Source organism: Ruegeria sp. F11, from assembly GCF_056533855.1.
Window position 1 is genome coordinate 206,593 of the sequence record NZ_JBQFOW010000003.1, and the last position, 25,139, is coordinate 231,731.

Consider the following 25,139-nt stretch of genomic DNA (forward strand, 5'->3'; position numbering starts at 1 on the left):
TCAACGCCGCATCAGCCAAGGTTCCGACATGAACTGGATCACAAACTACGTCCGTCCCCGGATCAACTCGATCTTCTCGCGCCGGGAAGTGCCTGAAAACCTTTGGCACAAGTGCGATGAGTGCGGAACCATGCTGTTTCACCGCGAGTTGGCGGAAAACCAGCACGTCTGCACCCAGTGCGGCCACCACATGGCGATCACCCCGCGCGAGCGATTCCGGCACCTGTTCGACGGTGGCATCTTCACTGAGGTCGACGTTCCCGCCCCGAAGGACGATCCGCTGCAATTCCGCGATCAGAAGAAATACCCGGATCGCATGAAGGCCGCCCAGAAAAAGACCGGCGAGAAAGAAGCGATGCTGGTCGCCTCGGGCGAGATCGGCCGAACACCGATTGTGGCCGCCGCGCAGGATTTCTCGTTCATGGGCGGCTCGATGGGGATGTTTGTGGGCAACGCCATCATCGCCGCCGCGCAAGAAGCGGTGAAACTGAAACGCCCGCTGATCCTGTTTTCGGCTGCAGGCGGCGCCCGGATGCAGGAAGGCATTCTGAGCCTGATGCAGATGCCCCGTACCACCGTCGCAGTGGAAATGCTGAAAGAGGCAAACCTACCCTATATCGTCGTCCTGACCCACCCGACCACCGGAGGCGTGACCGCGTCTTACGCGATGCTGGGCGATGTCCATATCTCGGAACCCAACGCGCTGATCTGTTTTGCCGGTCCGCGTGTAATCGAACAGACCATTCGCGAGAAACTCCCCGAGGGGTTCCAGCGCGCCGAATACTTGCTGGATCACGGTATGCTGGATCGCGTGACCAAACGGACCGAGATGCGCGAAGAGCTGACCACCATCACCCGCATGCTGATGGGCCTTCCCCCTGCGGTCAAAGGCGATCTGCCCGCTCCGACACCCGAAGAAGTACCGGTAGAAACCCCTGCCGAGGACGCAGGTAAAGAATGACCGCCCAAACGTCGGACGCCATCCTGGACCGGATGATGGCGCTGCACCCCAAGATCATCGACCTGACTCTGGACCGCGTCTGGAAGCTGCTGGCAGCGCTGGACAACCCACAAGACAAACTGCCGCCCGTGATCCATATAGCGGGCACCAATGGCAAAGGCTCGACTCAGGCGATGATCCGCGCCGGGCTCGAAGGGGTAGGGCTGTCGGCCCACGCTTATACCTCACCCCATCTGGCGCGTTTCCACGAACGCATTCGTTTGGCCGGAGAGCTGATCTCGGAACCCAACCTGACCGCCGTTTTGGACGAATGCTACGAAGCCAATGGCGGCGAAAACATCACCTATTTCGAGATCACAACCTGCGCTGCCCTTCTTGCCTTCGCCCGCGTACAGGCCGATTACACTTTGCTCGAGGTCGGACTTGGCGGACGTCTGGACGCGACCAATGTGATCCCAAAGCCCGCCGTGACCGTGATCACGCCGATCTCGATTGATCACGAACAGTTTCTGGGCGACACGCTTGCAAAAATCGCCACCGAAAAAGCCGGAATCATCAAACGGGGCGTGCCCTGCATCGTTGGACCTCAGCCAGATGAGGCGGTGGAGGTCATCGAACGCACCGCCGCCAAACTGGGCGCGCCGCTAATCGCCCACGGGCAACACTGGCATGTCTACGAAGAACGGGGGCGCTTAGTCTATCAGGACGATACCGGGCTGCTGGACCTGCCGCTGCCCAACCTTCTGGGCGCGCATCAGATTCAGAACGCAGGCTCCGCTCTGACGGTGCTGCGCCATCTGAACCTCGGCGATGCGGCCTATGAGGCCTCGGTGGCCCAAGCCGAATGGCCCGCGCGTATGCAGCGCATGAAAACCGGACCGCTGGTGCAATCGGCCCCGCAAGCGGAACTGTGGCTGGACGGGGGCCACAATGCCGCCGCAGGCATCGCGCTGGCCGACGTTCTGGCCAAGCTGCCCAAGCGCCCGACCCATATGATCTGCGGCATGCTGAACACCAAGGACGTCACGGGCTATCTGGCCCCGCTGGCCACACAGGCCCAAAGCCTGACAGCCGTCTCGATACCGGGCGAGGCCGCGACGCTCAGCGCCGAAGAAACAGCCGCCGCAGCCGCCAAAGTCGATCTGCCCGCCAGCACGGCGAACAGTGTGGGCGACGCCCTGAACGCGATAACAAAAAAAGACCCGCAAGCACGTGTCCTGATCTGCGGCTCACTCTATCTCGCAGGCAACATCCTGCGCGAAAACGCCTAATCCTTCACCTGTCTGAAAATATCCCGGGGGAGACGCGCAAAGCATGGCGGGGGCAGAGCCCCCTATTTCCCCCAGTCCTGATCCTGCATCTCTCGCAGGCGCGAGGCGGTGCGTTCGAACTCAAAGGTTCCCTCACCCTCGACATACAACATCTCGGGCTCAGCAGCCGCAGAACAGATCAGGCGCACTTTACCCTCGTAAAGCGCATCGATCAGGGTCACAAAGCGCTTGGCCTCATTGAAGTTGTTGCGCGAAAGACGGGGAATGTCCTCAAGCACTAGCACTTTGACTTCTTCGGCAATGGCCAGATAGTCCGCCGGTCCCAACATGCGGCCACACAAATCATAGAATGAAGCGCGCGCAATCCCGTTGCGGAACGCGGGCAGTTCAACCGAACGCCCCTTGACCTGCAGGATCAGCGGGCCCGCCGGACCACCTGCCAGATCGCTCCAGACCGAGCGGAGGCTCTGCCGCGCTTCCGGTCCGATTGGCGTGAAATAGACCGGGGCTCCCTTTAACCTGTTCTGCCGGTAATCGGTGGGTGAAATCAGTTCCCAGACCTGCAACTGTTCCTTGATATGGGCGATGAATGGCAGGAACAACTGCCGGTTCAGCCCGTCCTTATACAGATCATCAGGGTGACGGTTTGACGTCGTCACAACCACCACCCCGCCTTCATGCAGCATGTCGAACAACCGCCCGACGATCATGGCGTCGGTGATGTCGGTGATCTGCATCTCGTCAAAGGCGAGCAGGCGGACGGACTTCACCACCTCCTGCGCCACCGGGGCCAGCGCATCCTCGACCCCGTCCTGACGGGCCTTATGCATGCCTGCATGGATTTCCTGCATGAACGCATGGAAATGAACGCGTCGCGCCGGGATGTCTGCCAGCGTGTCCACGAACATATCCATCAACATGGATTTGCCACGACCAACACCACCCCACAGATACAACCCCTTGGGCGCAGGCGGCGCTTTGCGAAACAGCCCGCGTTTGACCGGCTGGGCCAACGCGGCCCGGATACGCTCGAAATGCGGCAGAACGGCCTCTTGCGCATCATCCCGGGTCAGGGTGCCCTCGGCGATGCGGGCCTCGTAAAGCGAAATCAGATCGGTCATAGGTCCGAGGCTTACCTTCCGGCTTGCGCCATGAAAAGCGGGCATTTTTGCCGATACTTCAAAATTCGTTATCCGTGACCGCAAAACTGCTGAATTGACGCCCGGTTCCAAAACATTACCGTCTGGCGGACGAAATCCCCTGAGGTCCCCATGCCGCAATACGACCGCTTGCTGAACCCGATCCTGATCGTCGGATGTGTTATCGTCACGGTCAGCTTCGCTGTGCGCGCCTCGTTCGGCGTGTTCCAGATTCCGATTGCGGACGAATTCGGATGGCTGCGCTCCGATTTCTCGATGGCAATTGCGATCCAGAATCTGGCCTGGGGGATCGGTCAGCCGATCTTTGCCGCGATTGCCGAGAAGGTCGGCGACCGCAAGGCGATCATTCTGGGTGCGCTGACCTATGCAGCCGGTATGGTTCTGACGGCCTGGTCCGTCACCCCGTTCGGGCACCAGATGTACGCCTGGCTCGTCGGCTTCGGTATCGCTGGAACCGGGTTCGGCGTGGTACTGGCCGTGGTCGGTCGCGCGTCGTCTGATCAGAACCGGTCGATGTCGCTGGCTATCGTGACGGCGGCGGGCAGCTTTGGACAGGTGCTGGGCGCGCCCACCGCTGAGTGGCTACTGTCGTTCCTGCCTTGGCAGCTGGTGTTCATCATCTTCGCAATCGCGATCCTGGCGCTGGTGCTGACGCTGCCCTTTATGCGCGCGCCGCAGGCCATATACAAAGCCGAGCTGGAAGAAAGCATGAGCCAAATTCTGGGCAAAGCGTTTCGTGATCCATCCTACGCGCTGATATTTCTGGGCTTTTTCAGTTGCGGCTATCAACTCGGATTTGTAACAGCGCATTTCCCGGCCTTCGTGACCGAGATGTGCGGGCCGATTCAGCCTGGCGGCGTGTTGCATTCCATCGGCATCACCACAACTTCAGCCCTTGGAGCGGTTTCGATCTCTCTCATCGGGCTGGCCAATATCGGCGGCACGCTGCTGGCCGGTTGGGCAGGAAATCACTTTCCCAAGAAGTACCTTCTGGCGGCTGTTTATACTGGGCGAACCTTGGCAGCGGCGCTGTTCATCATGTTCCCAATCACCCCGCTTTCAGTGATCGCCTTTTCGCTGGTGATGGGGTCCCTGTGGCTGGCGACTATCCCGCTGACATCCGGTCTGGTCGCGCATCTCTACGGCCTGCGCTACATGGGAACGCTCTACGGCATCATCTTCCTGAGCCATCAGGTCGGCAGCTTCCTGGGTATCTGGCTGGGCGGGCGCATGTATGACCAGTTTGGCGACTACACGTTCGTCTGGTGGATCGGAGTGGCGATTGGCGCGTTCAGCGCCATTGTTCACCTGCCGATCCGCGAGAACCGAACCGCCGTCGCCGCCTGAGACAGCCCGCGCACTTTGTTCAGCGAAGTTCCGCTTCGGTATTTCCCCCGTCAACGGTTACAACATGGCCAGTTGTACGCTCCATCAACGTCAGCGCCACAAAGGCGTCGGCAACATGGTTGGCCTCGACCTCTCGGCCCAGCAGGTTGCCCGCCATATAGGTTTCCTCGGTGACACCACGCGCCGTGGCGCGTTCCTGAATGAACCCATCGGTCAACAGGCCCGAGCGGACGCGGTCGGCGTTCACCCCGTTCACCCGGATACCGTCCCCTGCAAGTTCGAGCGTCAGTTGACGCAGCAGGAACATCGTGGCCGCCTTGGGCGTTCCATATGCGCCCATGTTCCGGCCCGGATTGATGGCTTGCTTTGAGATGTTGAACAGAATCTGACCACCGCGCCCCTGCGCGTGCATCACTCGGGTAGCGGCCGAGGCAAAGGCTTTGTGAGCAAAGAAATTCAACTCGAACGCAGCGCGAAACGCGGCGTCGTCAAGGTCCAGCACCGCGCCCGAGATCGCCGATCCGGCGTTGGACACCAGAATATCCAACCCGCCAAAACGGTGGATTGCCGCATTCATTGCCGCCTCAGCCGCACCGTCTTCGGTCACATCACAAGCAAAAGTGGAATGCCAGTTTCCAAGCACCTTTTGCGCCTCGGACAGCGCCGCTTCGTCCCGATCGACCAGCACGATATTCGCACCCGACGCGGCAAAGGCCCGCGCAGTCGCTAGACCAATCGCTCCAGCCCCGCCTGTCACCATCACGACCTTGCCCTGCAAGGGTGGCGGGGCGGATTTGCCAAGCTTTGCCTGTTCCAACGACCAGTATTCGCAATCGAACCGGTCTTTTTCGCTGATGGGGTAAAATCCACCTGCATCCTCACCCACGGCGCGCACCCGCAGGTTTTGCTCAGCCAGATCCGCCGCCGCCGATGCTGCCTTGGCATTGGCCCCGATGCCGATCACCCCGACGCCTTCGATCCACGCGTGTTTGGGATCAGCGGGCAAAAGGGTCTTGGGCTCGTCCGCGTGCGGCGCTTGCCGGTTGAAATAGGCGCGATACGCCTCGGCGAATTCCTCGACCCTGGCTTTCAGTTGTGCCCGCCCGCCGGTCAGGTCGGATGCACACAGGACAAGCGGGCTGCCCTTGGTGCGCAGCACATGATCGGGGGAGGCCATGCCCCGACCGGACAGGTCCTCGATATCCGGCCGTTCAAAGAACGCCATGACATCCGGCCCGTTTCGAAGATCGAACACCGGCATGGGATCGTCCCGGCCTGCCGAGACCTCGGCGATGACGCCCCGTAGCGCGGGCAGCACGTCAAGGTTTGCGGCAGGTTCGCGCTGGCCAATGGGCGTCACCGTGTCCATACCGAAATAGGCCGCGACTTCGTTGGTGTGCGACACGATCTTGTCGTAGCTTTCCTGCGCAGTTTCCCCAAAGGTGAAATGCCCGTGTTTCAGCAACAAAAGCCCCTCAACATTCGGGTTTTCGTCGAACACCTCAGCGGCCTTTTTGGCCAGACCGAAACCGGGCATGATGTAGGGCACGATGCCCAGCCGGTCGCCGAAAATCTCACGGCAGACCTCCTCGGCATTGGGTAGGTTTGCCAGAACCAGAAACGGTGTCGCGTGGGTGTGATCGACGTATTTATGCGGCAGGAAAGCGTGCAGAAGTGTCTCGACCGATGGGTTGGGCGAGCCCGCATCCAGCAGATTGGCCCGCTGTACGTTGACCATCTCGAAATCAGTGAGCCGATCCAGCGCGCGCAGTTTCAGCAGCGGGTCCAGCCAGACGCCCGGCAGGCCGGGAGCCTGAATACTGTCCAGATCCCACCCCGACCCTTTGACGTGCAACACCCGCTGCGACTCACCGAACAAATCAGGCCGTTCAAGCTTGACCGAGGTATTGCCGCCGCCATGCATCAACAGATCCGGGTTCTGCCCGATCAGCCGCGAGGTATAGACGCGCTCGCCCAGTTCCTGATCAGCAAGGTCATCACCAGCCTGATCGCGCCATTGGCGGGCCTCATCTGCCTTGTACCAGTTTTCAATCATAGTGTTTTCTCAGCAAATTCTTCGCCATGGGGTGCAGGCATTTTCCGCCAGACCGGACTTTCGTCGCGGGGAATGAACAAAGGGTTAACCGGCCCGGTCCGGAAACAAAGCGGCCAGCCCCTCGGCCGACGCATCACACACGCCGCGCTCGGTGATCAGGCCAGTGACCAGCCGGTTCGGCGTCACATCAAAGGCGGGATTGCCGCCTTCGGTTCCGTCGGGGGTCACGCGGACATCGGCTATGGCACCGTGATCATCAATCCCCATCACGTGCGAGACTTCGGAGTGATCCCGCTCCTCAATCGGGATTTCCGCCACCCCGTCGCGAACCGTCCAGTCGATGGTAGGCGAGGGCAGGGCCACGTAAAACGGAACGCCATTGTCACGCGCGGCCAGGGCCTTGAGGTAGGTGCCGATCTTGTTACACACATCGCCCTGCGCGGTGGTTCTGTCGGTGCCGGTGATGACCGCGTCCACCAGCCCGTGCTGCATCAGATGCCCGCCCGCATTATCGACGATATAGCGGTGGGGAATGCCGTGTTCCCCCAACTCCCACGAGGTCAGCGCCCCCTGATTGCGGGGCCGGGTCTCATCGACCCAGACATGGACCGGAATGCCAGCCTCATGTGCATGGTACATCGGGCTCGTGGCCGTACCCCAATCCACCGTCGCCAGCCATCCCGCGTTGCAATGGGTCAGCAGGCGCACGGGTTCGCCTGCGGGTTTGCGGGCGGCGATGCTTTTGATCAGGTCCAGCCCGAGCCGACCGATTGAGGCGTTGATCTCGACATCTTCATCTGCGATCTCCTGCGCCAGTTTCCACGCGTGTTCGGCCCGATCTCCGGGGGCCAGAGGCATCAGCGCCGCTCGGCACCTATCCAGCGCCCAACGAAGGTTGATCGCCGTCGGACGGGTCGCGTTCAGTGTTTCATACGCCGCCTCAAACGAGGCATCCGAGGCGTCGCGCGACATCTGCTCGGCAATCCCGAACGCGGCGGTCGCGCCGATCAGTGGTGCGCCCCGGACCCACATGTCGCGGATTGCGGTGGCGAACTCGTCTAGCGTTTTTAGCGTTGCGATGCGAAAGTCGTGTGGCAGCCAGCGTTGATCAATGATCCGAACCTCTCCGGCTGCGGTGTCCCACCAGATGGATCGGTAGTGTTTGCCTTCGACATTCATAAAGCACTCTCCGTGTGTCCAGACGCGCGGTCCGATTTCAACCGCAAGGTGCGTTCTAAAATCCCGGATGTAAACGGGGCATTCGGGTTCCGATTTGTGGGTCAGACAGCCTCAACTCCGCAGCGCCGCGCGCAACTCCCGTTCCAGCGCATCCAGAAACCGGGACCGGTCTGCCTTGCTGAACGGTTTGCCGCCACCGCCCGCGCCAAGCGGATTGGCGGCGCGCAGGTCGGCCATCAGATCGCGCATCGCCAGTTGCTGGCCGATATTGGCTGCTGTGAAAGCCTCGCCATTCGGGCGCAGGACGCGCGCACCGGCCTCCACACATTTCGCGGCCAGCGGGATGTCCGAGGTGATCACCACGTCGCCCCGACCGCAGCGCTCGGCTATCCATTTATCCGCCTCATCCGCGCCTTCTGCCACGATGACAACCTGCACCAGAGGGTTGGCCGAGGGCCGCAGCCCACCGTTCGACACCAGCGCCATCGGCACCTTGTGCCGGGTCGCAACCCGTTCGGCCTCGGCCTTGACGGGGCAGGCATCGCCATCGACATAGAGCGTGGTCACGCCTTCTTGGCCTCTTTTTTTACGGATGCCTTGCGCACCTTGAACTCATCCGGAATGGGCATGCGGTTGAAGGCGTCCAGACCGGCGATCTTGTAGGCCTCGGCCAGCGTGGGGTAGTTGAACGTGTTCTGCACGAAGTAGTCCACCGTGCCTTTCAGGTTCAGAACGGCTTGCGCGATATGAATCAGCTCGGTCGCGCCTTCGCCGACGATCTGAACCCCAAGAACCCTGCGGGTTTTCAGCGAGAACAGCATTTTCAGCATGCCGTGTTCCAGCCCCATGATGTGCCCGCGCGAGGTTTCACGGAACCGAGCAACGCCGACCTCATAAGGGATGCCGCGTTCCTGCAATTCTTCCTCGGACATGCCGCAGGTTGAAATCTCTGGTACAGAATAGATGCCATAGGGATACCACGGGCTTTCCGGCAGGGTCGGCGTGTCGAGCGCGTGGCAAGCGGCCACACGCCCCTGTTGTAGCGAGGTTGAAGCCAGCGAGGGGTGGCCGATCACATCTCCGGTTGCGTAGATGTGCGGTACCGCCGTCTGATAGGTCTTGCGATCTACCTTGATCCGGTTCCGATGGTCGGTTTCCAGCCCAACCGAATCCAGGTTCAGCGCCGATGTCGCGCCCATCCGTCCGGCCGCAAACAACAGCATCTCGGCCCGGACGTGACGACCATTTTCGAGGGTGACTTCGACGTGTTCGCCCGCGTCCTCGATCTTTTCCACCGCCGAGCCCAAGCGTAGATCAACGCCGTTTTCGCGGATCTGGTGAGTGAAATCATGGATCAAACGGCTGTCGATGAAGTCGAGGAAGGTATCCCGCGGCTCGATCAGCGTCACCCGCACGTCGAGCGCCGAGAACATTGTGGCGTATTCCACACCAATCACACCCGCGCCGATAACACAGAGCGACCGGGGGATTTCGGCCATTTCCAGAAAGTCGTCGCCATCCACAACGGTCTTGCCGTTGAACGGTACATAATCCGGGCGGTACGTTTTGGTGCCCGTGGCAATCAGGAATTTGGCGGCGGTCAGGCGCGTGGTCTCGCCCGCGTCGGTGGCCACCTCTATCTCGTGCGGACCGATGAAGCGGGCCAGCCCGTTCAGAGTTTCCACGTGATTGCGATTGAACTGATGTTCCAGCACGTCGACCTCATGATCAAGCGTCATGTGCAGGCGCGCCTTGAGGTCCTCGGCGCGGATCTGGTCCTTGACCCTATACGAGCGGCCATAAAAGCTGCGCTCGCGCCAGCCCGACAAGTTCAGCACGGTTTCCCGCAGGGTCTTGGACGGGATGGTGCCAGTATGCACCGAGACGCCGCCGAACCGGTCGTGCCGGTCGATCACCAAAACCCGCCGCTTCAGTTTTCCTGCCTGAATCGCTGCCGACCGGCCCGACGGACCGGACCCGATGATGATCAGGTCATAGTCGTATTTGCTCATGCCTCAGTCCCCGTACAGCGCTTCGGCGTGGAAGGTGATGTGGTCTTCCATGAAGGTCGACACAAAGAAATACGAATGGTCATAGCCGGGCTGCAAACGGAAGATCGCCTGCTGGCGGCGTTCGGCAATCGCCTGCGCCAGCGCCTCGGGGCGCAGCAGGTCGATGAACTGGTCGCTGGCACCAGTGTCAATCAGGATTGGGCCGTCGAAACCCTGTTCCTTCATCATCAGCGAGGCGTCGTGTTTGGCCCACGCGGCCTCATCATCGCCCAGATAAGCACTGAGTTGCTTGCGCCCCCAATCTGCCCCGGTCGGGTTCGAGATCGGCGCAAAGGCCGAGACCGACCGAAACCGTCCCGGCAGGTTCATCGCAAGCGTCAGCGCGCCGTGGCCGCCCATCGAATGGCCGGTGATCGCCTGACGGTCCATGTCGATGGCAAAGTTTTCACCCAGCAGGGCGGGCAGTTCTTCGGCCACATAATCCCACATGTTGAAATGCGGGGCCCATGGGGTTTGTGTTGCGTTCACGTAGAACCCAGCACCCTGACCCAGATCGTAATCCTCGTGATCGGCCACGCCTTCGCCGCGCGGCGAGGTGTCGGGGAACACAACCGCAATGCCTTGCTCCGCCGCCCAGGCCTGTGCGCCCGCCTTGGTCATTGCGTTTTCATGGGTACAGGTCAGGCCAGACAGATACCATAGGATGGGAACTGGGCCGTCTTTGGCCTCGGCCGGCAGGAACAGGCCGAAGGTCATGTCGCATTGGCAAGCCGAGGAGGCATGGCGGTATACGCCCTGAACACCGCCGAAACAGGCATTTTCTGAAAGAGTTTCCATCTGGCTTTGTCCTTACATTGGGTTTGCGCCATGGCTAACGCCCGGAAAGCCGCACGTAAAGTGCGGCTGCCTTCGGCGAGAGTATTTTTCGAAAAGGTGAAGATCAGGGGTTTGTTACCCAAGCGATCACCAGTGGGACGGTCAGAATGCTTATCATTGTTGACAGGAGTATCGCCGCGGATGCTCGGTGGGGGGCGACCCCATAGTGGGCGGCCAGCATATAGACATTGCCCGCGACGGGCAGGGCAGCGGCAGCAATTGCGACCGTTGCCGAAAAAGGGTCGATGGGGACCAGCCAGATCAAAGCGATGGCAACACAGGCGGGGTGGACGACCAGTTTACAAAAGCTCAGCCACGCCGCGACCTGAAGCCGCTCAGCGGATTTTCCGGCCAGCGAGGCGCCAATCGCGAACAAGGCTCCGGGCGTTGCTGCCCCGCCCAGAATGGTCAGGAAGTCATTCAGCGGGCCCGGAACCGGTACTTGCAGCGCCGACCAGATCAGCCCTGCGGAGATCGACACGATCATCGGGTTTTTCAACAACCCCAGACCGATCAGCCGAAATGTTGCAGGTGTCAGTTTTCCGTCCCGCCCGCCGTTGATCAGGATCACAATGACGGATGAGAAGACCACCAGATCCACCGCCAGAACCAGCATCACCGGTCCGATGGCCGCTTCGGTGAGCAGCAGTGCGAGCATCGGCAGACCCAGAAAGCCGACATTGCCGATCGCTGCACATTGGGCCTCGACCGCAGCGGTCGGGATGTCGAGCCCGCGCAGCCAGGCGACGCCGGTGGCCAGCGCGTAGACCGCCAGCGTTCCGGTCAGATAGCCCAGGATCAGCCGTCCATTGAAGATATCCGCAAAGGGCAGGGTTGCCGCAAACCGAAACAGCATTGCGGACAGGGCGAAATAGAAGACGAACTTGGTCAGATAGGCCGTCGCCTCGGCGGTGAAGAACCGCGTGCGACCGGCCCAGTAGCCAAGGCCGATGATTGCGAAGAAGGGCAGGGTGCGTAAGAAAATCTCGACCATGCGCACTGTCCTAGCATGGTTTTCGGGCGCGGCAAGCGGTGCGACAAACACGGCCTCTGCGCCATCGGTTGTTTTGAAAGCCCTGCGAATCGTTGTATCTGAACTGAACGGTTTATACCCTTGCCCAACGCAACCCCTCAGGAGACGACATGACCCAAACCGCCACCATCCTGCGCACTGGCCGGAAATTCGATCAGGTCTTGCGCGGAGCCCGAGAGGTTTTCATGGCGGATGGGTTCGAAGGGGCAAGCGTGGACGACATCGCCCGCGCTGCCGGTGTCTCGAAGGCCACACTGTACAGCTACTTTCCCGACAAGCGCCTGTTGTTTGTCGAAGTCGCGCAGACCGAGTGCAATCGCATGGCGGATCAGGTCATCTCGATGGTGGATGAGACCAAACCTGTGCGTGAGGTATTGATGATTACCGCCCGGCAGCTTACGGCGTTTCTGATCTCGGATTTCGCGCAGCAGGTCTTTAGGGTCTGCGTTGCCGAGCGGGATCGCTTTCCCGAGCTTGGGCGCGCGTTTTATGAGGCTGGTCCGCGGAACGGTCAGTGCCACATGGCCAGTTATCTGGAAAAGGTGGTCGCAAGGGGCGAGTTGAAGATCGACGATATCCAGTTTGCGGCCGAACAGTTCTCGGAACTGTGCAAGGTCCGGGTCTGGACCCGGGCCGCTTTTGGCATTCAAAGCGAGTTCAGTCAGGTCGAGATAGACCAGGTCGCACAGCATGCTGTGGATATGTTCATGGCGCGCTACGGGGTCTGAGACCCTTAGTACGTGGTGCGCATCTGATAGCCTTGGTGATAGGTCATTCTGACGAAGGTAACGGGGCGTTCCTGAAACCACGTGGTGCGTTCCATCTGAAACAGCGGAGTTCCCGGCGGGACCGACAGGAATTCCTGCAACTGACCTGCCGCTGGTACGGCAGAAAACGCGATTTCGGCGTTGGAGAAGGGCACTTCCGCCAGCAGCCATTCATTCGGACCGACGGTCAGAAAATCCTCCTCCACCACATGCGGAACTGCGGGCACGTTGATCCAGCGTTCCTCGAACTGGAACGGGCGGTTGTCGGCGTGGTGCATGCACTGCAGGTGCAGGATATTCGTGCCCTCCTGCAGGCCCAGCTTGGCCTGCAACCAGGCGGGGCATTCGATCAGGGTGCGCGCGACCAAGGCGTAGCGGTATTGCGCGTTCATATCCTCAATGGTTCGGCGGACGACCGCAATCGGCAACTTGGCCTGTTTGACCGGGGTCGTGACAACGCGCGTGCCGCCCTTGCGTTTGCGAGTGACGATGCCTTGTTCGGCCAGCTCTCGCAGCGCCCGATTCACCGTTGCACGGGCACAGCCGAATTCAGCCGCAAGCTCAAGTTCGGTCGGCAGCAAACTGCCCTGCGGCCAGATGCGGGTCTGGATGCGGTTCAGAACCTCATCCCGGATATCCTGAAACCCGATGGGTTTTTGGTCGTTCACGGGTCGCCCCTATTTGCTTCGGTCATATTTTTATTATGTCTGTGTTTAATTTGATTGCAACTGGGCTGGGTCAAAGCAGCGGGATTAGGTCTGCCATCGCCTGACGGTAGTTGGCGACGATCCGGTCCCGAGCAATGTGGCATCCGTTTTGCACTTGATGGCGGCCCGCTGACCAGACATCCGTCACCACACTGTCATTGGCGGCAAAAACGAGCCCATCCAGCAGCTGCTGCGCGGTGAGCCCACACAGAGCTGGGGTCTGGCTGTCGATAGCAACCAGATCGGCCAGCATGCCTTCGGCGATCTTCCCGGCCTGACGGCCCAACGCCTGCGCCCCGCCCTCAGCCGCCCCACGATAGAGGGTCTGGCCGACCGAACCTCCGCCGACCACCAGCACGTTCCGCGACAAGTCACGGAGGCGTTGGGAGTATTCCAGCGTGCGCAGTTCCTCGGTCAGCGAGATCAGGACATTGGAGTCTGAGCCGACGCCAAACGCGCCTCTGGCCTCCAGATAAACCGCGCCATTGAAAGGGCCATCGCCCAGATTGGCCTCGGTAATCGGGCAGAGCCCGGCGACCGCGCCGCTGACGGCCATAGCGTGGGTTTCCACATCGGTCATATGGGTCGCGTGGATCAGGCACCAGTTTGCATCGACTTCAGCGTTGTCCAGCAGCCATTCAACTGGACGCGCGCCCAGTCCGGCTTGGACCTCGGCTACTTCCTTCGGTTGTTCGGCGATGTGGATATGGATCGGACCCGTACCCTGCAAGGCCACCACGTGCGCCAAATCACGCGGGCAGGTGGCCCGCAGGGAGTGGGGCGCGATGCCGACACGGTAGTCGTTGGGCAGGTCACCTAACGCGCCGCGCGCCTGCTCGACCAGATTGCAGAAGCGGTCCACGTCATTGCCGAAACGCCGCTGACCCGCCTCCAGCGGTTGCTCGCCCACCCCCGCATAGGAATAGAGCACCGGCAGGTGGGTCAGGCCGATCCCGGTCGCTGCCGCGGCGGCCATGATCCGGTCGGACATTTCGGACAGGCGGTCATAGGGCTGCCCGTTCGGCTGATGATGCAGATAGTGAAACTCTCCGACCGAGGCATACCCGGCCTCTTGCATCTCAAGATAGACCAGCGCGGCGATGGCCTGAACCTGCTCAGGCGTCAGATGGGCGGTGAAGCGATACATCAGGTCGCGCCATGTCCAGAAACTGTCGCGCCCGGCCAGACGGTATTCGGTCATCCCGGCCATCGCGCGCTGAAAGGCATGGCTGTGCAGGTTCGCCAGCGCAGGCAACAGGGTATCCACACGGGCATCGCCTGCCTGCGGCGCGGCGTTTGGCGAAAGATGGGCAATCCGGCCATCCCTGATCTCAAGCCGCAGGTTTTCTGTCCATCCGGTCTCAAGAAGGGCGCGCTGTGCGAATATCGTGGTCATATGGGACTCCAAAATAATGCATAGACATAATACAGATTGGACTGTACTAGAAAAGAGCGAAATTCGGGAAGAGGGATTCGAATGCAAGCCCGCGATCAAGTGCTACTCAATCTGCAGGCTGCCACGATGGCAGAAGGGCCTGAGAAATACGGGCTGATCGAAGACGCGGCGATTGTAATCGCAGACGGACGAATAGCATGGGTCGGGAAACGGGCTGAACTGCCCGCCGATTACGCTTCCCTACCCACCACGGATCTGGATGGTCGCCTTGTGACGCCCGCGCTGATCGACTGCCACACTCATGTGGTGCATGGTGGCCACCGCGCAGTCGAGTTTGAGATGCGGCTGAACGGTGCCTCATACGAGGAAGTAGCCCGCGCTGGGGGTGGCATTATTTCGACTGTGAAAGCCACGCGCGAGGCCGGTGTTGCCGACCTGATCGCACAGGCGCTGCCACGTGTGGACGCCATGCTGGCCGAGGGCGTTTCGGTCATCGAAGTCAAATCCGGCTACGGTCTGGATCGCGAGACCGAGTTGAACGTGCTGCGCGCCGCACGCACATTGCCGGATCATCGCCCCGTCCGGGTTGTGACCAGTTTCCTGGGCGCACATGCGATCCCCGACACTTACAAAGACCGCCCCGACGCCTATATCGCCGAGGTGTGCATCCCGACCCTGCGCGAAGCACATGAACTGGGGCTGGTGGACGCGGTCGATGCATTCAGCGAGGGGATCGCCTTTCTGCCCGACCAACTGGTGCCTTTGTTCGATGTGGCGCAAGAACTTGGCGTGCCGGTCAAACTGCATGCCGAGCAACTTTCGAACCTTGGCGGTGCGAAGATGGCCGCCAGCTATGGCGCGCTGTCGGCGGATCACATCGAATATCTGGATGAAGAGGGCGTGCAGGCCATGGCCGCTGCCGGAACCGTCGGCGTCATCCTGCCCGGCGCGTTCTATACCCTGCGCGAGACGCAAGCCCCGCCGATCGACCTGCTCCGCCAGCACGGCGTGCCGATGGCGCTGGCGACGGATTGCAATCCGGGCTCTGCGCCCATGACCTCATTGCTGTTGACCATGAACATGGGCTGCACCCTGTTCCGCATGACACCGGAAGAGGCGCTGCAGGGTGTCACAACCCACGCGGCCCGCGCATTGGGTCTGAGCGATTGTGGCAAGATCGCCGCCGATCTGCGCGCCGATCTGGCAATCTGGGATGTGCAGCACCCGGCCGAGCTTGCCTATCGCGTTGGCTTCAACCCGCTCCACACTCGCTTTTTCGGAGGTGCGAATTGACGACCCTGACGCTCACGCCCGGTGCGGTGTCTTTGAATCAATTGGAACAGGTCTACCGGGAAGAGTGCGCGGTACGTCTTGATCTGGCGTGTCGTCCTGCCATTGAAGCGGCCCATGCGCGGATTGCCGATGCCGCAGCGGGGGATTTGGCGGTGTATGGCGTCAACACCGGCTTCGGCAAGCTGGCGAGCGTCAAGATCGCCGCTGAGGATACCGCGACCTTGCAGCGCAACCTGATCCTCAGCCATTGCTGCGGCGTCGGGCCTGCGATCCCGCGCGCGCATGCCCGTCTGATGATGGCGTTGAAACTACTAAGCCTTGGCCGCGGCGCATCCGGCGTCCGGCTAGAGTTGATCGATCTGCTGGAAGCCATGCTGGCCAAGGGCGTCACGCCGGTGATCCCAGCGCAGGGTTCGGTCGGGGCCTCAGGCGATCTGGCGCCGCTGTCGCATATGGCCGCCGTCATGATGGGCGAGGGCGAGGCCGAGTTTGGCGGCGAGGTTATGCAGGGGGGCAAAGCTCTGGAGGCGGCAGACCTGCAACCGGTTGAACTTGGCCCCAAGGAGGGTCTGGCGCTGATCAACGGCACCCAGTTTTCCACCGCCTTCGCACTGGCGGGCCTGTTTGGCGCATGGCAAGCAGCGCAAAGCGCGCTGGTGACATCGGCGCTGACCACGGACGCCATCATGGGGTCAACCGCGCCCTTACAGCCCGAGATTCACACCCTGCGCGGCCATCGCGGGCAGATCGAGGCCGGGGTCGCCATGCGCGCCCTGCTAGCGGGCTCGGTTATCCGTGAAAGTCACCGTGATGGCGATACCCGTGTGCAGGACCCGTATTGCATCCGCTGCCAGCCGCAAGTCGTGGGCGCAGCGATGGATGTTCTACGTCAGGCGGCCACAACGCTTGAGATTGAGGCGAACGCGGCCACCGATAACCCTCTGGTCCTGACCGAAGCCGGTCTGATCGTTTCGGGTGGGAACTTCCACGCAGAACCGGTGGGATTTGCCGCTGACATGATCGCGCTGGCGGTGGCCGAGATCGGGGCTATCGCGCAGCGCCGTATCGCGCTGATCGTCGACCCGGTGCTCAGCTTCGATCTGCCGCCGTTCCTGACCCCCAATCCGGGGCTGAACTCGGGCTTGATGATCGCCGAAGTCACCACGGCAGCCTTGATGAGCGAGAACAAGCATCTGGCCAATCCCTGCGTGACCGACAGCACGCCAACCTCAGCCAATCAGGAGGATCACGTGTCGATGGCCGCCCATGGCGCGCGCCGTCTGGGGCAAATGGTGACAAACCTGGAACGTATTCTAGGCGTGGAACTGCTCTGTGCCACACAAGGGGTCGAGTTCCGCGCGCCGCTACCGACCAGCGAAGCCCTTCAAGGCGTGATGGCCAAGCTGCGCGCGATCGTGCCGCCCTTGGGCGACGACCGCTATACCGCGCCCGATATCGAGGCGGCCTCGACCCTGATTGCCGGCGGCGAAATCGCCAATTGTACAGGCATCACAATGCCGGAGCTGGGCGCGTGATCGCCCCGGTCGAAGTTACACGGGGCGACAGCCCCATTGTGCTGGGCTTGCCCCACACCGGCACTTTTGTTCCGCCCGAGATCGAAGCGAAGCTGAATGAGCGCGGCAGAGGTCTGGACGATACCGACTGGCATATCCATACGCTTTACGATGGGTTGCTGTCCGGAACCACGACGGTGCGCGCCACTTTCCATCGCTATGTAATCGACGCCAATCGCGATCCGTCCGGCGTGTCGCTCTATCCCGGTCAGAACACCACAACGCTGGTGCCGTTGACCGATTTTGATGGGCAGGGCATCTGGAACCAACCACCATCCGAAGCCGAGATTGCGGACCGCCGCGCGATCTTCCACGCGCCATATCATGCGGCCCTTGAGGCCGAGTTGGACCGGGTCAAAGCGCTGCACGGCTTTGCGGTTCTCTATGATTGCCACTCGATCCGCAGCCATATCCCGTTCCTGTTCGACGGTGTCCTGCCGGACTTCAACATCGGCACCAATCAGGGCACGACCTGCGATGCCGGGATCACAAATTCTGTGCTGGATATCTGCGAGGCGGCAGCGGGTTATACCACCGTGCTCGACGGTCGGTTCAAAGGCGGCTGGACCACGCGTCACTATGGCCGACCCGCCGAAGGCGTCCACGCGATCCAGATGGAACTGGCGCAATCCACATATCTGAGCGCAGAGGCCCCGCCATGGGCCTATGATCCAGGCAAGGCCGATCGCCTGCGCTCGCACCTCAAAACCATTCTCGAAACGCTGAGCAAATGGAGGCCGCAATGACCGACCCCCGCAAGAACACCCGCGATATCTATCCGCCCACCGGCCCCGAACTGAACACCAAAAGCTGGATGACCGAAGCGCCGCTGCGGATGCTGATGAACAACCTGCACCCGGATGTGGCCGAAAACCCGCATGAACTTGTGGTCTATGGCGGCATCGGTCGTGCGGCGCGCACATGGAACGATTTCGACACCATCGTCGCCAGCCTCAAGGATCTGGAAGAGGATGAAACGCTGGTCGTGCAATCCGGCAAGCCCGTCGCCATCGTGCGGACCCATGCGGATGCGCCCCGGGTGCTGATCGCGAATTCGAACCTTGTGCCGCACTGGGCCAACTGGGATCACTTCAACGAGCTCGATAAGAAGGGTCTGATGATGTACGGCCAGATGACTGCTGGCTCGTGGATTTACATCGGCACGCAGGGCATTGTTCAAGGCACCTATGAGACCTTCGCCGAGGCCGGGCGTCAGCATTATGAGGGCGACCTGACCGGCAAGTGGATTCTGACCGGCGGGCTGGGCGGCATGGGCGGCGCGCAGCCTCTGGCTGCTGTGTTTGCCGGGGCCTGCTGTCTGGCCGTCGAATGCAACCCCGACAGCATCGATTTCCGCCTTCGCACCAAATACCTGGACGAAAAGGCCGAAACGCTTGACGAAGCGCTGGCGATGATCGACCGTTGGACCAAAGCGGGCGAGGCAAAATCGGTCGGCCTGCTGGGCAATGCCGCTGAAATCTTCCCCGAAATTTACCGCCGTATGCAGGCCGGTGGAATGCGCCCCGATATTGTCACCGACCAGACCAGCGCCCATGACCCGGTGAACGGTTATCTGCCGCTGGGCTGGACCATGGCGCAGTGGAAAGACAAGCGCGAAAGCGACCCGAAAGCGGTGGAAAAAGCGGCGCGCGCCTCGATGAAGCAGCATGTGGCCGCGATGGTCGATTTCTGGAACGCGGGCGTGCCGACGCTGGACTACGGCAACAACATCCGGCAGGTGGCGCAGGATGAAGGGCTGGAAAACGCCTTTGCCTTCCCCGGCTTCGTACCTGCCTATATCCGCCCGTTGTTCTGCCGCGGCATCGGCCCGTTCCGCTGGAGCGCGCTGTCTGGCGACCCCGAGGATATCTATAAAACCGATGCCAAGATGAAGGAACTGTTCCCCGAGAACACCCATCTGCACAACTGGCTCGACATGGCGCAAGAGCGCATCGCGTTCCAAGGTCTGCCCGCCCGCATCTGCTGGATCGGGCTGGGGGATCGCCACCGCGCAGGTGTGGCTTTCAACGAAATGGTCCGCACGGGCGAGTTGAAAGCCCCTGTCGTGATCGGGCGTGACCATCTGGACAGCGGCTCGGTCGCCTCACCCAACCGCGAGACCGAGGCGATGAAAGACGGCTCGGACGCGGTGTCCGACTGGCCGCTTTTGAACGCGCTGGTCAACACAGCGTCGGGCGCGACATGGGTTTCGCTGCATCATGGCGGCGGGGTCGGGATGGGTTTTAGCCAGCACGCAGGCGTGGTGATCTGCGCCGACGGGACCGATGAAGCGGCCAAACGGCTGGAGCGGGTGTTGTGGAACGATCCCGCCTCGGGCGTATGGCGGCATGCGGATGCGGGCTATGACATCGCCAAGGACTGCGCGCGCGAACACGGGCTGCGACTGCCGGGTATCCTTGGGTAGTCCGGCACGCCCTTTTTCGGTTTTCAGCGGAGTTGCCTGCGTTTCTTAGCGCTAACGCCAAATTTTCCGGTTTTATTAGGGAAATGTATCGGCTAGGCCTTCGTCCTCAAGCAGCCCGCCTGACAAACGATAGCTGAAAAGGTAGCTAGACCGTTGCTCGATCTTTCTAACGTTCGTTCCGCACTTGCGGATCAGTACGACCTTGCGCCCTCGGCCACGCTAGCCAACGAGATGCAGGATGTTTACGCCCGAATGGACCGCGTGGTCAGCCCACCGGACTGGGCGGTCTACGCGCCTTACGTCAGGGCAATCAATGCGCTCAAGAAAGAGCGTAACGCCGTGATCCTTGGGCACAACTACATGACCCCGGAAATTTACCACGGTGTCTCGGATTTTGTCGGCGACAGCCTGCAACTGGCGATGAAAGCCAGCGATGTGGAGGCCGATGTCATTGTTCAGGCCGGCGTGCATTTCATGGCCGAAACGTCGAAAATCCTGAGCCCGGAAAAGATAGTCCTGATGCCGGATATGGCCGCAGGATGTTCGCTGGCGGAATCAATCACCGCCGATGGAATCGACGAGATGCGCGCCAATTACCCAGGCGCGCCGGTTGTGTCCTATGTGAACACCACGGCCGAGGTCAAAGCCGCCTCAGACATCTGCTGCACCTCGGCGAACGCGGTCCAGATCGTCAACGCGATGGACAGCGACACGGTCATCATGACGCCAGACCAGTATCTGGCGCAGAACGTGGCGAACAAAAGCGACAAGAACGTGGTCTACTGGCCCGGCTCCTGCATCGTGCACGAACAATACACCGCCCAGGACCTGCGCGATTTCCGCGAATGGAACCCGGGCACGCGGCTGATCGCGCATCCCGAATGCACGCCCGAGGTTGTGGCCGAGGCCGACTATTCCGGCTCGACCAGCGGTATCCTTAAGTATGTCCAGGACGAAAAGCCCGAAAAGGCGATGCTGATCACCGAATGCTCGATGGCGTCGAACATCGCCGACGCACTGCCTGAGGTCGATTTCGTCGGACCCTGCAACATGTGCCCGTACATGAAAAAGATCACGCTGGAGAAGATCCTCTATGCCCTGCACACGATGGAGGGTCAGGTCGAGGTCGCTGAAGACATTGCCGCAAAGGCGCGCAGATCGGTGCAGGCGATGATTGATCTGTCCCGCAAGCTGGGTCTCTGATCCCGTATGAAAGACCTCACCACGGATCGCGTCGTTATCGTGGGGGCTGGTATTGGCGCGCTTTATGCGGCGCTGAAACTGGCACCGCGGCCAGTGGTGATCATCTCGCCCGACCCTCTGGGGCAGGGGGCCAGTTCCGCCTGGGCGCAGGGTGGCGTGGCGGCGGCGATGGACAATGCCGACAGCCCGGAATGCCACGCGGCGGATACGGTGAACGCGGGGGCCGGGACTGTGTCACCCGAGGTTGCTGATTTGGTGACGGGGGAGGCACGCGACTACATTCTCGATCTGACCACGCTGGGTACACCGTTCGACCGTACAAAGGACGGCGGCTATGTCATGTCCCGCGAAGCCGCGCACAGCTTTGCGCGGGTGGTGCGGGTGAAAGGCGATCAGGCAGGCAGCCAGATCATGGGCGCGCTGATCGAACAGGTGCGCGACGCACCGTCTATTCAGGTTCTGGAGGGCGTTCTTGCCGTCGGTCTGGATGTCTCGGACGGTCGTGTGACGGGCGTTGCGGTGCAGGATACCGAAGGCGGCTCGGACACTGTGATGTTGCGCGCGCCAGCCGTGTTGCTGGCCGGGGGCGGCTCCGGCGGGCTTTATGCGATAACTACCAACCCATCCCGCATTCGCGGACAGGTCATCGGCATGGCCGCGCGGGCCGGGGCACAGATTGCAGATGCCGAGTTTGTCCAGTTTCACCCCACCGCGATGGATGTTGGCGAAGACCCCGCGCCGCTGGCCACCGAGGCATTGCGCGGTGAAGGGGCAATCCTGATCAACCGGCAGGGCGAGCGGTTCATGCAGTCCATCCACCCGGATGCCGAGCTTGCCCCCCGCGACGTGGTGGCCCGCGCCATCTTCGATCAGGTGCAGGCGGGCAATCAGCCTGCATTGGACACCCGCGCGGCATTGGGCGCACGCATAACCCAAGAATTCCCGGCGGTTGCCAAGTATTGCGCCCGCAATGGCATTGACCCGGTGTCCCAGCCGATCCCGGTCGCTCCCGCCGCACATTATCACATGGGCGGCATTGCAACCGATACAAAGGGCCGCGCAACGCTGGACGGGCTTTGGGTCTGTGGTGAGGCATCCTCGACCGGGTTGCACGGGGCCAACCGGCTGGCCTCCAACGGTTTACTTGAGGCTCTAGTGTTTGCCCGTATCTGTTCCGAAGATATCGCGAATAACATTGGTATGGCTTCGGAGCCTGAACTGTTGGATATTCAGTTCGCCAAGACCGAAGCACCGGATACAACGACGGCGGTGCAAGACCTGCGCCAGACCATGACCCGCCATGTCGGCGTCGTGCGGGACAGCGCCGGGCTGACCCAAGCGCTCCAGAAGATCGCGGCACTGGAAGCAGCGAACAGCGACTGCCCGTCCTTCCAAAACATGTGCGCAACCGCCACCCTGATCGCCGCCAGCGCATTGCTGCGCGAAGAAAGCCGTGGCGCGCATGAACGCTCCGATTTCCCCGATCGCGCCGAAGGCCCCGGCGAACGCTCGCGGATGTATCTGTCCGAAGCCCTCGCCATCCGGGCCCAAGCCTGCAAGGAATTGACATGAGTTTTGCCACCCTGCCGGATCTGGTCCTGGAGCCGATGATCCGCGCCGCGCTGATGGAAGACCTCGGCAGCTATGGCGACGTGACCACCAGCGCTGTGATCCCCGACGGCACCAAATACGAGGCCCGGTTAAACGCCCGCGAAGACGCAGTTGTTTCAGGCATGCAGGTGGCGGCCATTGCCTTCCGCCTGGTCGATCCCAAGCTAGAGGTCGAAACGCATGTCAACGACGGCGCGGTGTGCAAACGGGGCGACACGCTGATGACCATCCAAGGCTCTGCCGCCTCGATCCTGTCCGGCGAGCGGGTGGCCCTGAACTTTGCCGGTCGTTTGACAGGCATCGCAACCCAGACAGCCGCTTTTGTGGCGCAGACGAAAGGCACCGCTGCCCGCATCACCTGCACCCGCAAGACCACGCCCGGATTGCGGAGCGTCGAGAAACTCGCGGTTCTGCACGGCGGCGGCTTCAACCATCGGTATTCGCTGTCAGACGCAATCCTGATCAAGGATAACCACATCGCCGCTGCCGGTGGGGTGCGTCAGGTTCTGGACGCGGCGAAAGCACATGCCAGCCACATGATGGCGGTCGAGATCGAAGTGGACCGGTTGGATCAACTTTCGGAAGTGCTTGAGGTCGGCGGTGCCTCGGTCGTGTTGCTGGACAATATGGACAACGACACGCTGCGCGAGGCCGTTGCCATGGTCGCCGGACGCATGAAAACCGAGGCCAGCGGCAATGTCACGCTGGACCGGGTGGCCTCGATTGCGGCGACGGGGGTGGACTATATCTCGTCCGGAGCACTGACACATTCGGTACGCACGGCGGATCTGGGGCTGGATTTCTAAGAGGCGGAATCAGACCTCGAAGCTTCTGTCGATCAAAACCGGCGGCTGCGCGGAGGACTGCGCCTATTGCTCGCAATCGGCGCGGAACGAATCGACACTGCCCGCCTCGAAACTGATCGAGGTTCAGCGGGTTCTGGCCGAGGCCAAGAAGGTTAAAGAAGGCGGTGCAACCCGGTTCTGCATGGGGGCCGCGTGACACGAACCCAAAGCCCGCGACATGCACGCGCCGGGGGCCAAATATTGGAAACCCGTGCAAGCCGGGCTGGAGGATGCAACCGACACAGAGATCGTCCGCGCTTTGTCAGGGGCCGAGGTTCTGTCCGAAACCTATCGCCTGATCCTGCCCGCTTCCCCGCATCTGTCGGTCGAGGATATGGGCGTATAGTTTGACCCGTCGCGCCTGACCCTACGACAGCTCGATGGGCCTTTGCTCGTCGAAGGGGCGGTCGGTGTGATGGTCCCGCTGAACCGCGAGGCGTTTTATCTGGATCTTTTGCCCGCTGACTGAGCGCATCCGGGTTTCGGCCCGAACGGTAGGTCGCCGTTAGAGGCACGTTGCACCCGGCCAGCGCAGAGTATGGGGTTGCGTCCGACTTGATCGGCGCGATGGCGGAGCAGCTCTCACAACCCGGTTTTGCCAAGTTCTGCCGCCGCGTCGGGTCGAACGGCGATCCCCAGCGTTGGACTTCGACGCCGCCCGTGTTGAGTTTCATGCTATCACACAACGCGGACCCGCCCGGGACCCGGGCTTTGACCGGATCTGGATTCCGGATCGCGACCGGATCATCCCGTCGGCCGAGCACGATGCGGCGTTGGCACCTCAACCGGAAAAGGCCCGACGCATTTTCGGGCCGCGCCTTCCCTGCAAGCCGGAGCAAAGCTGGGCAGATTGGCCGGCATGACCGTTCAGTTTGCAGACAGAGTCCAGCGCAGCTTTAGCCGAAGCTTCGAAACCTATCGCAACAATGCCAGCCAGCAGGCCTGGATCGCCAATCGGCTGGTCTCAGAGTTGCGTCAGCACGGCGCGCCGGACAACTTCGCCCACGCTTTCGAACTGGGCTGCGGCACCGGTCATCTGACCAGGCATCTGTGCTACGTCTTCAGTTTTGGCACGTTAATCCTGAGCGATCTGGCCCTGCAGGCCCGCGTACCTGCGAACGCGGCACGGGCAAGCTTTGTCGACAGAAACGCCCGAGAGTTCGCATTGCCGGAGGAGATCGACCTTTTGGCCTCATCCTCGATGATCCAGTGGATGGAAGACCCGACCAAACTGCTGACCAAGACGACAAACGCGCGCGCCCGGTGGATGGCTGGCGATTCCCAGATTCGGACCCGAACAGTACCGCGAACTGACCCCGAACGGCACGTCGGCCCGTGCGCCCGGGCTGTGTCGGCCCGGTGACCTGTCATCCGGTCTGGGTCATTTCCCCCAAGCGATAGCGAGCGACGTACACAGGACTAT

General features: G+C 61.5%; 22 protein-coding genes and 1 pseudogene. 14 read left to right on the top strand and 9 right to left on the bottom strand.

The features are described 5' to 3' along the window. Positions 1-28: 28 nt before the first annotated feature. Together accD and ACR0NJ_RS05460 are read left to right on the top strand one after the other, a co-directional pair. Entirely contained in the window at positions 29-961 is a 933-nt protein-coding gene (gene accD / locus ACR0NJ_RS05455) for an acetyl-CoA carboxylase, carboxyltransferase subunit beta (protein ID WP_480816112.1), read from the top strand. After that, a complete protein-coding gene (locus ACR0NJ_RS05460) occupies positions 958-2,232 on the top strand; it encodes a bifunctional folylpolyglutamate synthase/dihydrofolate synthase (protein ID WP_480816113.1) in 1,275 nt (424 codons plus the stop codon). Before accD ends, ACR0NJ_RS05460 begins: the two co-directional genes overlap by 4 nt. A gap of 62 nt (positions 2,233-2,294) precedes the next feature. Here the strand turns inward: ACR0NJ_RS05460 and zapE are convergent, their stop codons facing one another. Further along, positions 2,295-3,353, bottom strand: a complete 1,059-nt coding sequence (gene zapE / locus ACR0NJ_RS05465) for a cell division protein ZapE (protein ID WP_480816114.1) — start codon at positions 3,351-3,353, stop codon at positions 2,295-2,297. A 150-nt stretch (positions 3,354-3,503) separates the two neighbouring features. Between zapE and ACR0NJ_RS05470 the strand changes: the two genes are divergently transcribed. After that, complete coding sequence (locus ACR0NJ_RS05470; RefSeq protein WP_480816115.1) at positions 3,504-4,739, top strand: MFS transporter; 1,236 nt, start codon at positions 3,504-3,506, stop codon at positions 4,737-4,739. Positions 4,740-4,758: 19 nt separating this feature from the next. Here the strand turns inward: ACR0NJ_RS05470 and ACR0NJ_RS05475 are convergent, their stop codons facing one another. From ACR0NJ_RS05475 to ACR0NJ_RS05500, 6 genes are all read right to left on the bottom strand, one after another. Next, complete coding sequence (locus ACR0NJ_RS05475; protein WP_480816116.1) at positions 4,759-6,795, bottom strand: bifunctional aldolase/short-chain dehydrogenase; 2,037 nt, start codon at positions 6,793-6,795, stop codon at positions 4,759-4,761. An 84-nt stretch (positions 6,796-6,879) separates the two neighbouring features. Further along, positions 6,880-7,974: an S-methyl-5-thioribose-1-phosphate isomerase gene (mtnA, locus tag ACR0NJ_RS05480; protein ID WP_480816117.1), complete on the bottom strand. Its 1,095-nt coding sequence runs from the start codon at positions 7,972-7,974 to the stop codon at positions 6,880-6,882. A gap of 111 nt (positions 7,975-8,085) precedes the next feature. Beyond that, positions 8,086-8,541 (bottom strand): YaiI/YqxD family protein, encoded by a 456-nt coding sequence (locus ACR0NJ_RS05485; RefSeq protein ID WP_480816118.1) that lies wholly within the window; start codon positions 8,539-8,541, stop codon positions 8,086-8,088. Beyond that, entirely contained in the window at positions 8,538-9,986 is a 1,449-nt protein-coding gene (gene sthA / locus ACR0NJ_RS05490; protein ID WP_480816119.1) for a Si-specific NAD(P)(+) transhydrogenase, read from the bottom strand. The genes ACR0NJ_RS05485 and sthA overlap by 4 nt, the downstream gene beginning before the upstream one ends. A 3-nt stretch (positions 9,987-9,989) precedes the next feature. Next, positions 9,990-10,823, bottom strand: a complete 834-nt coding sequence (gene fghA / locus ACR0NJ_RS05495) for an S-formylglutathione hydrolase (protein ID WP_480816120.1) — start codon at positions 10,821-10,823, stop codon at positions 9,990-9,992. Positions 10,824-10,926: 103 nt separating this feature from the next. Then, complete coding sequence (locus tag ACR0NJ_RS05500) at positions 10,927-11,856, bottom strand: AEC family transporter (RefSeq protein ID WP_480816121.1); 930 nt, start codon at positions 11,854-11,856, stop codon at positions 10,927-10,929. Positions 11,857-12,005: 149 nt separating this feature from the next. On the opposite strand from ACR0NJ_RS05500, the gene ACR0NJ_RS05505 reads away from it, so the two are divergent. After that, positions 12,006-12,623, top strand: a complete 618-nt coding sequence (locus ACR0NJ_RS05505) for a TetR/AcrR family transcriptional regulator (protein WP_480816122.1) — start codon at positions 12,006-12,008, stop codon at positions 12,621-12,623. Between the two features lie 5 nt (positions 12,624-12,628). Here ACR0NJ_RS05505 and ACR0NJ_RS05510 read toward each other — a convergent pair whose 3' ends face one another. Then, the gene (locus tag ACR0NJ_RS05510) at positions 12,629-13,330 is read right to left on the bottom strand and encodes a GntR family transcriptional regulator (RefSeq protein ID WP_480816123.1); all 702 of its coding nucleotides are present in this window, start codon (positions 13,328-13,330) and stop codon (positions 12,629-12,631) included. 70 nt (positions 13,331-13,400) lie between these two features. Continuing rightward, positions 13,401-14,765, bottom strand: coding sequence for a formimidoylglutamate deiminase (locus ACR0NJ_RS05515; protein WP_480816124.1), 1,365 nt, complete (start codon positions 14,763-14,765; stop codon positions 13,401-13,403). A gap of 81 nt (positions 14,766-14,846) precedes the next feature. On the opposite strand from ACR0NJ_RS05515, the gene hutI reads away from it, so the two are divergent. The 10 genes and pseudogenes from hutI (at position 14,847) to ACR0NJ_RS05565 (ending at position 25,079) form a co-directional block, all read left to right on the top strand. Next, positions 14,847-16,058: an imidazolonepropionase gene (hutI, locus tag ACR0NJ_RS05520; RefSeq protein WP_480816125.1), complete on the top strand. Its 1,212-nt coding sequence runs from the start codon at positions 14,847-14,849 to the stop codon at positions 16,056-16,058. After that, the gene (gene hutH, locus ACR0NJ_RS05525; protein WP_480816126.1) at positions 16,055-17,593 is read left to right on the top strand and encodes a histidine ammonia-lyase; all 1,539 of its coding nucleotides are present in this window, start codon (positions 16,055-16,057) and stop codon (positions 17,591-17,593) included. Before hutI ends, hutH begins: the two co-directional genes overlap by 4 nt. Continuing rightward, positions 17,593-18,378 (top strand): N-formylglutamate deformylase, encoded by a 786-nt coding sequence (gene hutG / locus ACR0NJ_RS05530; protein ID WP_480816251.1) that lies wholly within the window; start codon positions 17,593-17,595, stop codon positions 18,376-18,378. Before hutH ends, hutG begins: the two co-directional genes overlap by 1 nt. Beyond that, positions 18,375-20,057, top strand: a complete 1,683-nt coding sequence (gene hutU, locus ACR0NJ_RS05535; RefSeq protein ID WP_480816127.1) for a urocanate hydratase — start codon at positions 18,375-18,377, stop codon at positions 20,055-20,057. Before hutG ends, hutU begins: the two co-directional genes overlap by 4 nt. Positions 20,058-20,210: 153 nt before the next feature. Beyond that, positions 20,211-21,260: a quinolinate synthase NadA gene (nadA, locus tag ACR0NJ_RS05540; RefSeq protein WP_480816128.1), complete on the top strand. Its 1,050-nt coding sequence runs from the start codon at positions 20,211-20,213 to the stop codon at positions 21,258-21,260. A 6-nt stretch (positions 21,261-21,266) separates the two neighbouring features. Then, entirely contained in the window at positions 21,267-22,832 is a 1,566-nt protein-coding gene (locus ACR0NJ_RS05545; RefSeq protein ID WP_480816129.1) for an L-aspartate oxidase, read from the top strand. Next, complete coding sequence (nadC, locus tag ACR0NJ_RS05550; protein WP_480816130.1) at positions 22,829-23,677, top strand: carboxylating nicotinate-nucleotide diphosphorylase; 849 nt, start codon at positions 22,829-22,831, stop codon at positions 23,675-23,677. The genes ACR0NJ_RS05545 and nadC overlap by 4 nt, the downstream gene beginning before the upstream one ends. Further along, a pseudogene (locus ACR0NJ_RS05555) lies at positions 23,640-23,870 on the top strand (hypothetical protein); the annotation flags it as partial. The gene nadC and the pseudogene ACR0NJ_RS05555, both read left to right, overlap by 38 nt. 24 nt (positions 23,871-23,894) lie before the next feature. Then, on the top strand, positions 23,895-24,062 hold the full coding sequence (locus ACR0NJ_RS05560) for an AAA family ATPase (RefSeq protein WP_480816131.1): 168 nt from the start codon (positions 23,895-23,897) through the stop codon (positions 24,060-24,062). A gap of 513 nt (positions 24,063-24,575) precedes the next feature. Beyond that, the gene (locus ACR0NJ_RS05565; RefSeq protein ID WP_480816132.1) at positions 24,576-25,079 is read left to right on the top strand and encodes a methyltransferase domain-containing protein; all 504 of its coding nucleotides are present in this window, start codon (positions 24,576-24,578) and stop codon (positions 25,077-25,079) included. Positions 25,080-25,139 lie beyond the last annotated feature (60 nt).

Coding starts and splice junctions, on each gene's coding strand:
- accD (WP_480816112.1), top strand. CDS start 29: ATGAACTGGATCACAAACTACGTCCGTCCCCGGATCAACTCGATCTTC.
- ACR0NJ_RS05460 (WP_480816113.1), top strand. CDS start 958: ATGACCGCCCAAACGTCGGACGCCATCCTGGACCGGATGATGGCGCTG.
- zapE (WP_480816114.1), bottom strand. CDS start 3,353: ATGACCGATCTGATTTCGCTTTACGAGGCCCGCATCGCCGAGGGCACC.
- ACR0NJ_RS05470 (WP_480816115.1), top strand. CDS start 3,504: ATGCCGCAATACGACCGCTTGCTGAACCCGATCCTGATCGTCGGATGT.
- ACR0NJ_RS05475 (WP_480816116.1), bottom strand. CDS start 6,795: ATGATTGAAAACTGGTACAAGGCAGATGAGGCCCGCCAATGGCGCGAT.
- mtnA (WP_480816117.1), bottom strand. CDS start 7,974: ATGAATGTCGAAGGCAAACACTACCGATCCATCTGGTGGGACACCGCA.
- sthA (WP_480816119.1), bottom strand. CDS start 9,986: ATGAGCAAATACGACTATGACCTGATCATCATCGGGTCCGGTCCGTCG.
- fghA (WP_480816120.1), bottom strand. CDS start 10,823: ATGGAAACTCTTTCAGAAAATGCCTGTTTCGGCGGTGTTCAGGGCGTA.
- ACR0NJ_RS05500 (WP_480816121.1), bottom strand. CDS start 11,856: ATGGTCGAGATTTTCTTACGCACCCTGCCCTTCTTCGCAATCATCGGC.
- ACR0NJ_RS05505 (WP_480816122.1), top strand. CDS start 12,006: ATGACCCAAACCGCCACCATCCTGCGCACTGGCCGGAAATTCGATCAG.
- ACR0NJ_RS05515 (WP_480816124.1), bottom strand. CDS start 14,765: ATGACCACGATATTCGCACAGCGCGCCCTTCTTGAGACCGGATGGACA.
- hutI (WP_480816125.1), top strand. CDS start 14,847: ATGCAAGCCCGCGATCAAGTGCTACTCAATCTGCAGGCTGCCACGATG.
- hutU (WP_480816127.1), top strand. CDS start 18,375: ATGACCGACCCCCGCAAGAACACCCGCGATATCTATCCGCCCACCGGC.
- ACR0NJ_RS05545 (WP_480816129.1), top strand. CDS start 21,267: ATGAAAGACCTCACCACGGATCGCGTCGTTATCGTGGGGGCTGGTATT.
- nadC (WP_480816130.1), top strand. CDS start 22,829: ATGAGTTTTGCCACCCTGCCGGATCTGGTCCTGGAGCCGATGATCCGC.
- ACR0NJ_RS05560 (WP_480816131.1), top strand. CDS start 23,895: ATGCACGCGCCGGGGGCCAAATATTGGAAACCCGTGCAAGCCGGGCTG.
- ACR0NJ_RS05565 (WP_480816132.1), top strand. CDS start 24,576: ATGACCGTTCAGTTTGCAGACAGAGTCCAGCGCAGCTTTAGCCGAAGC.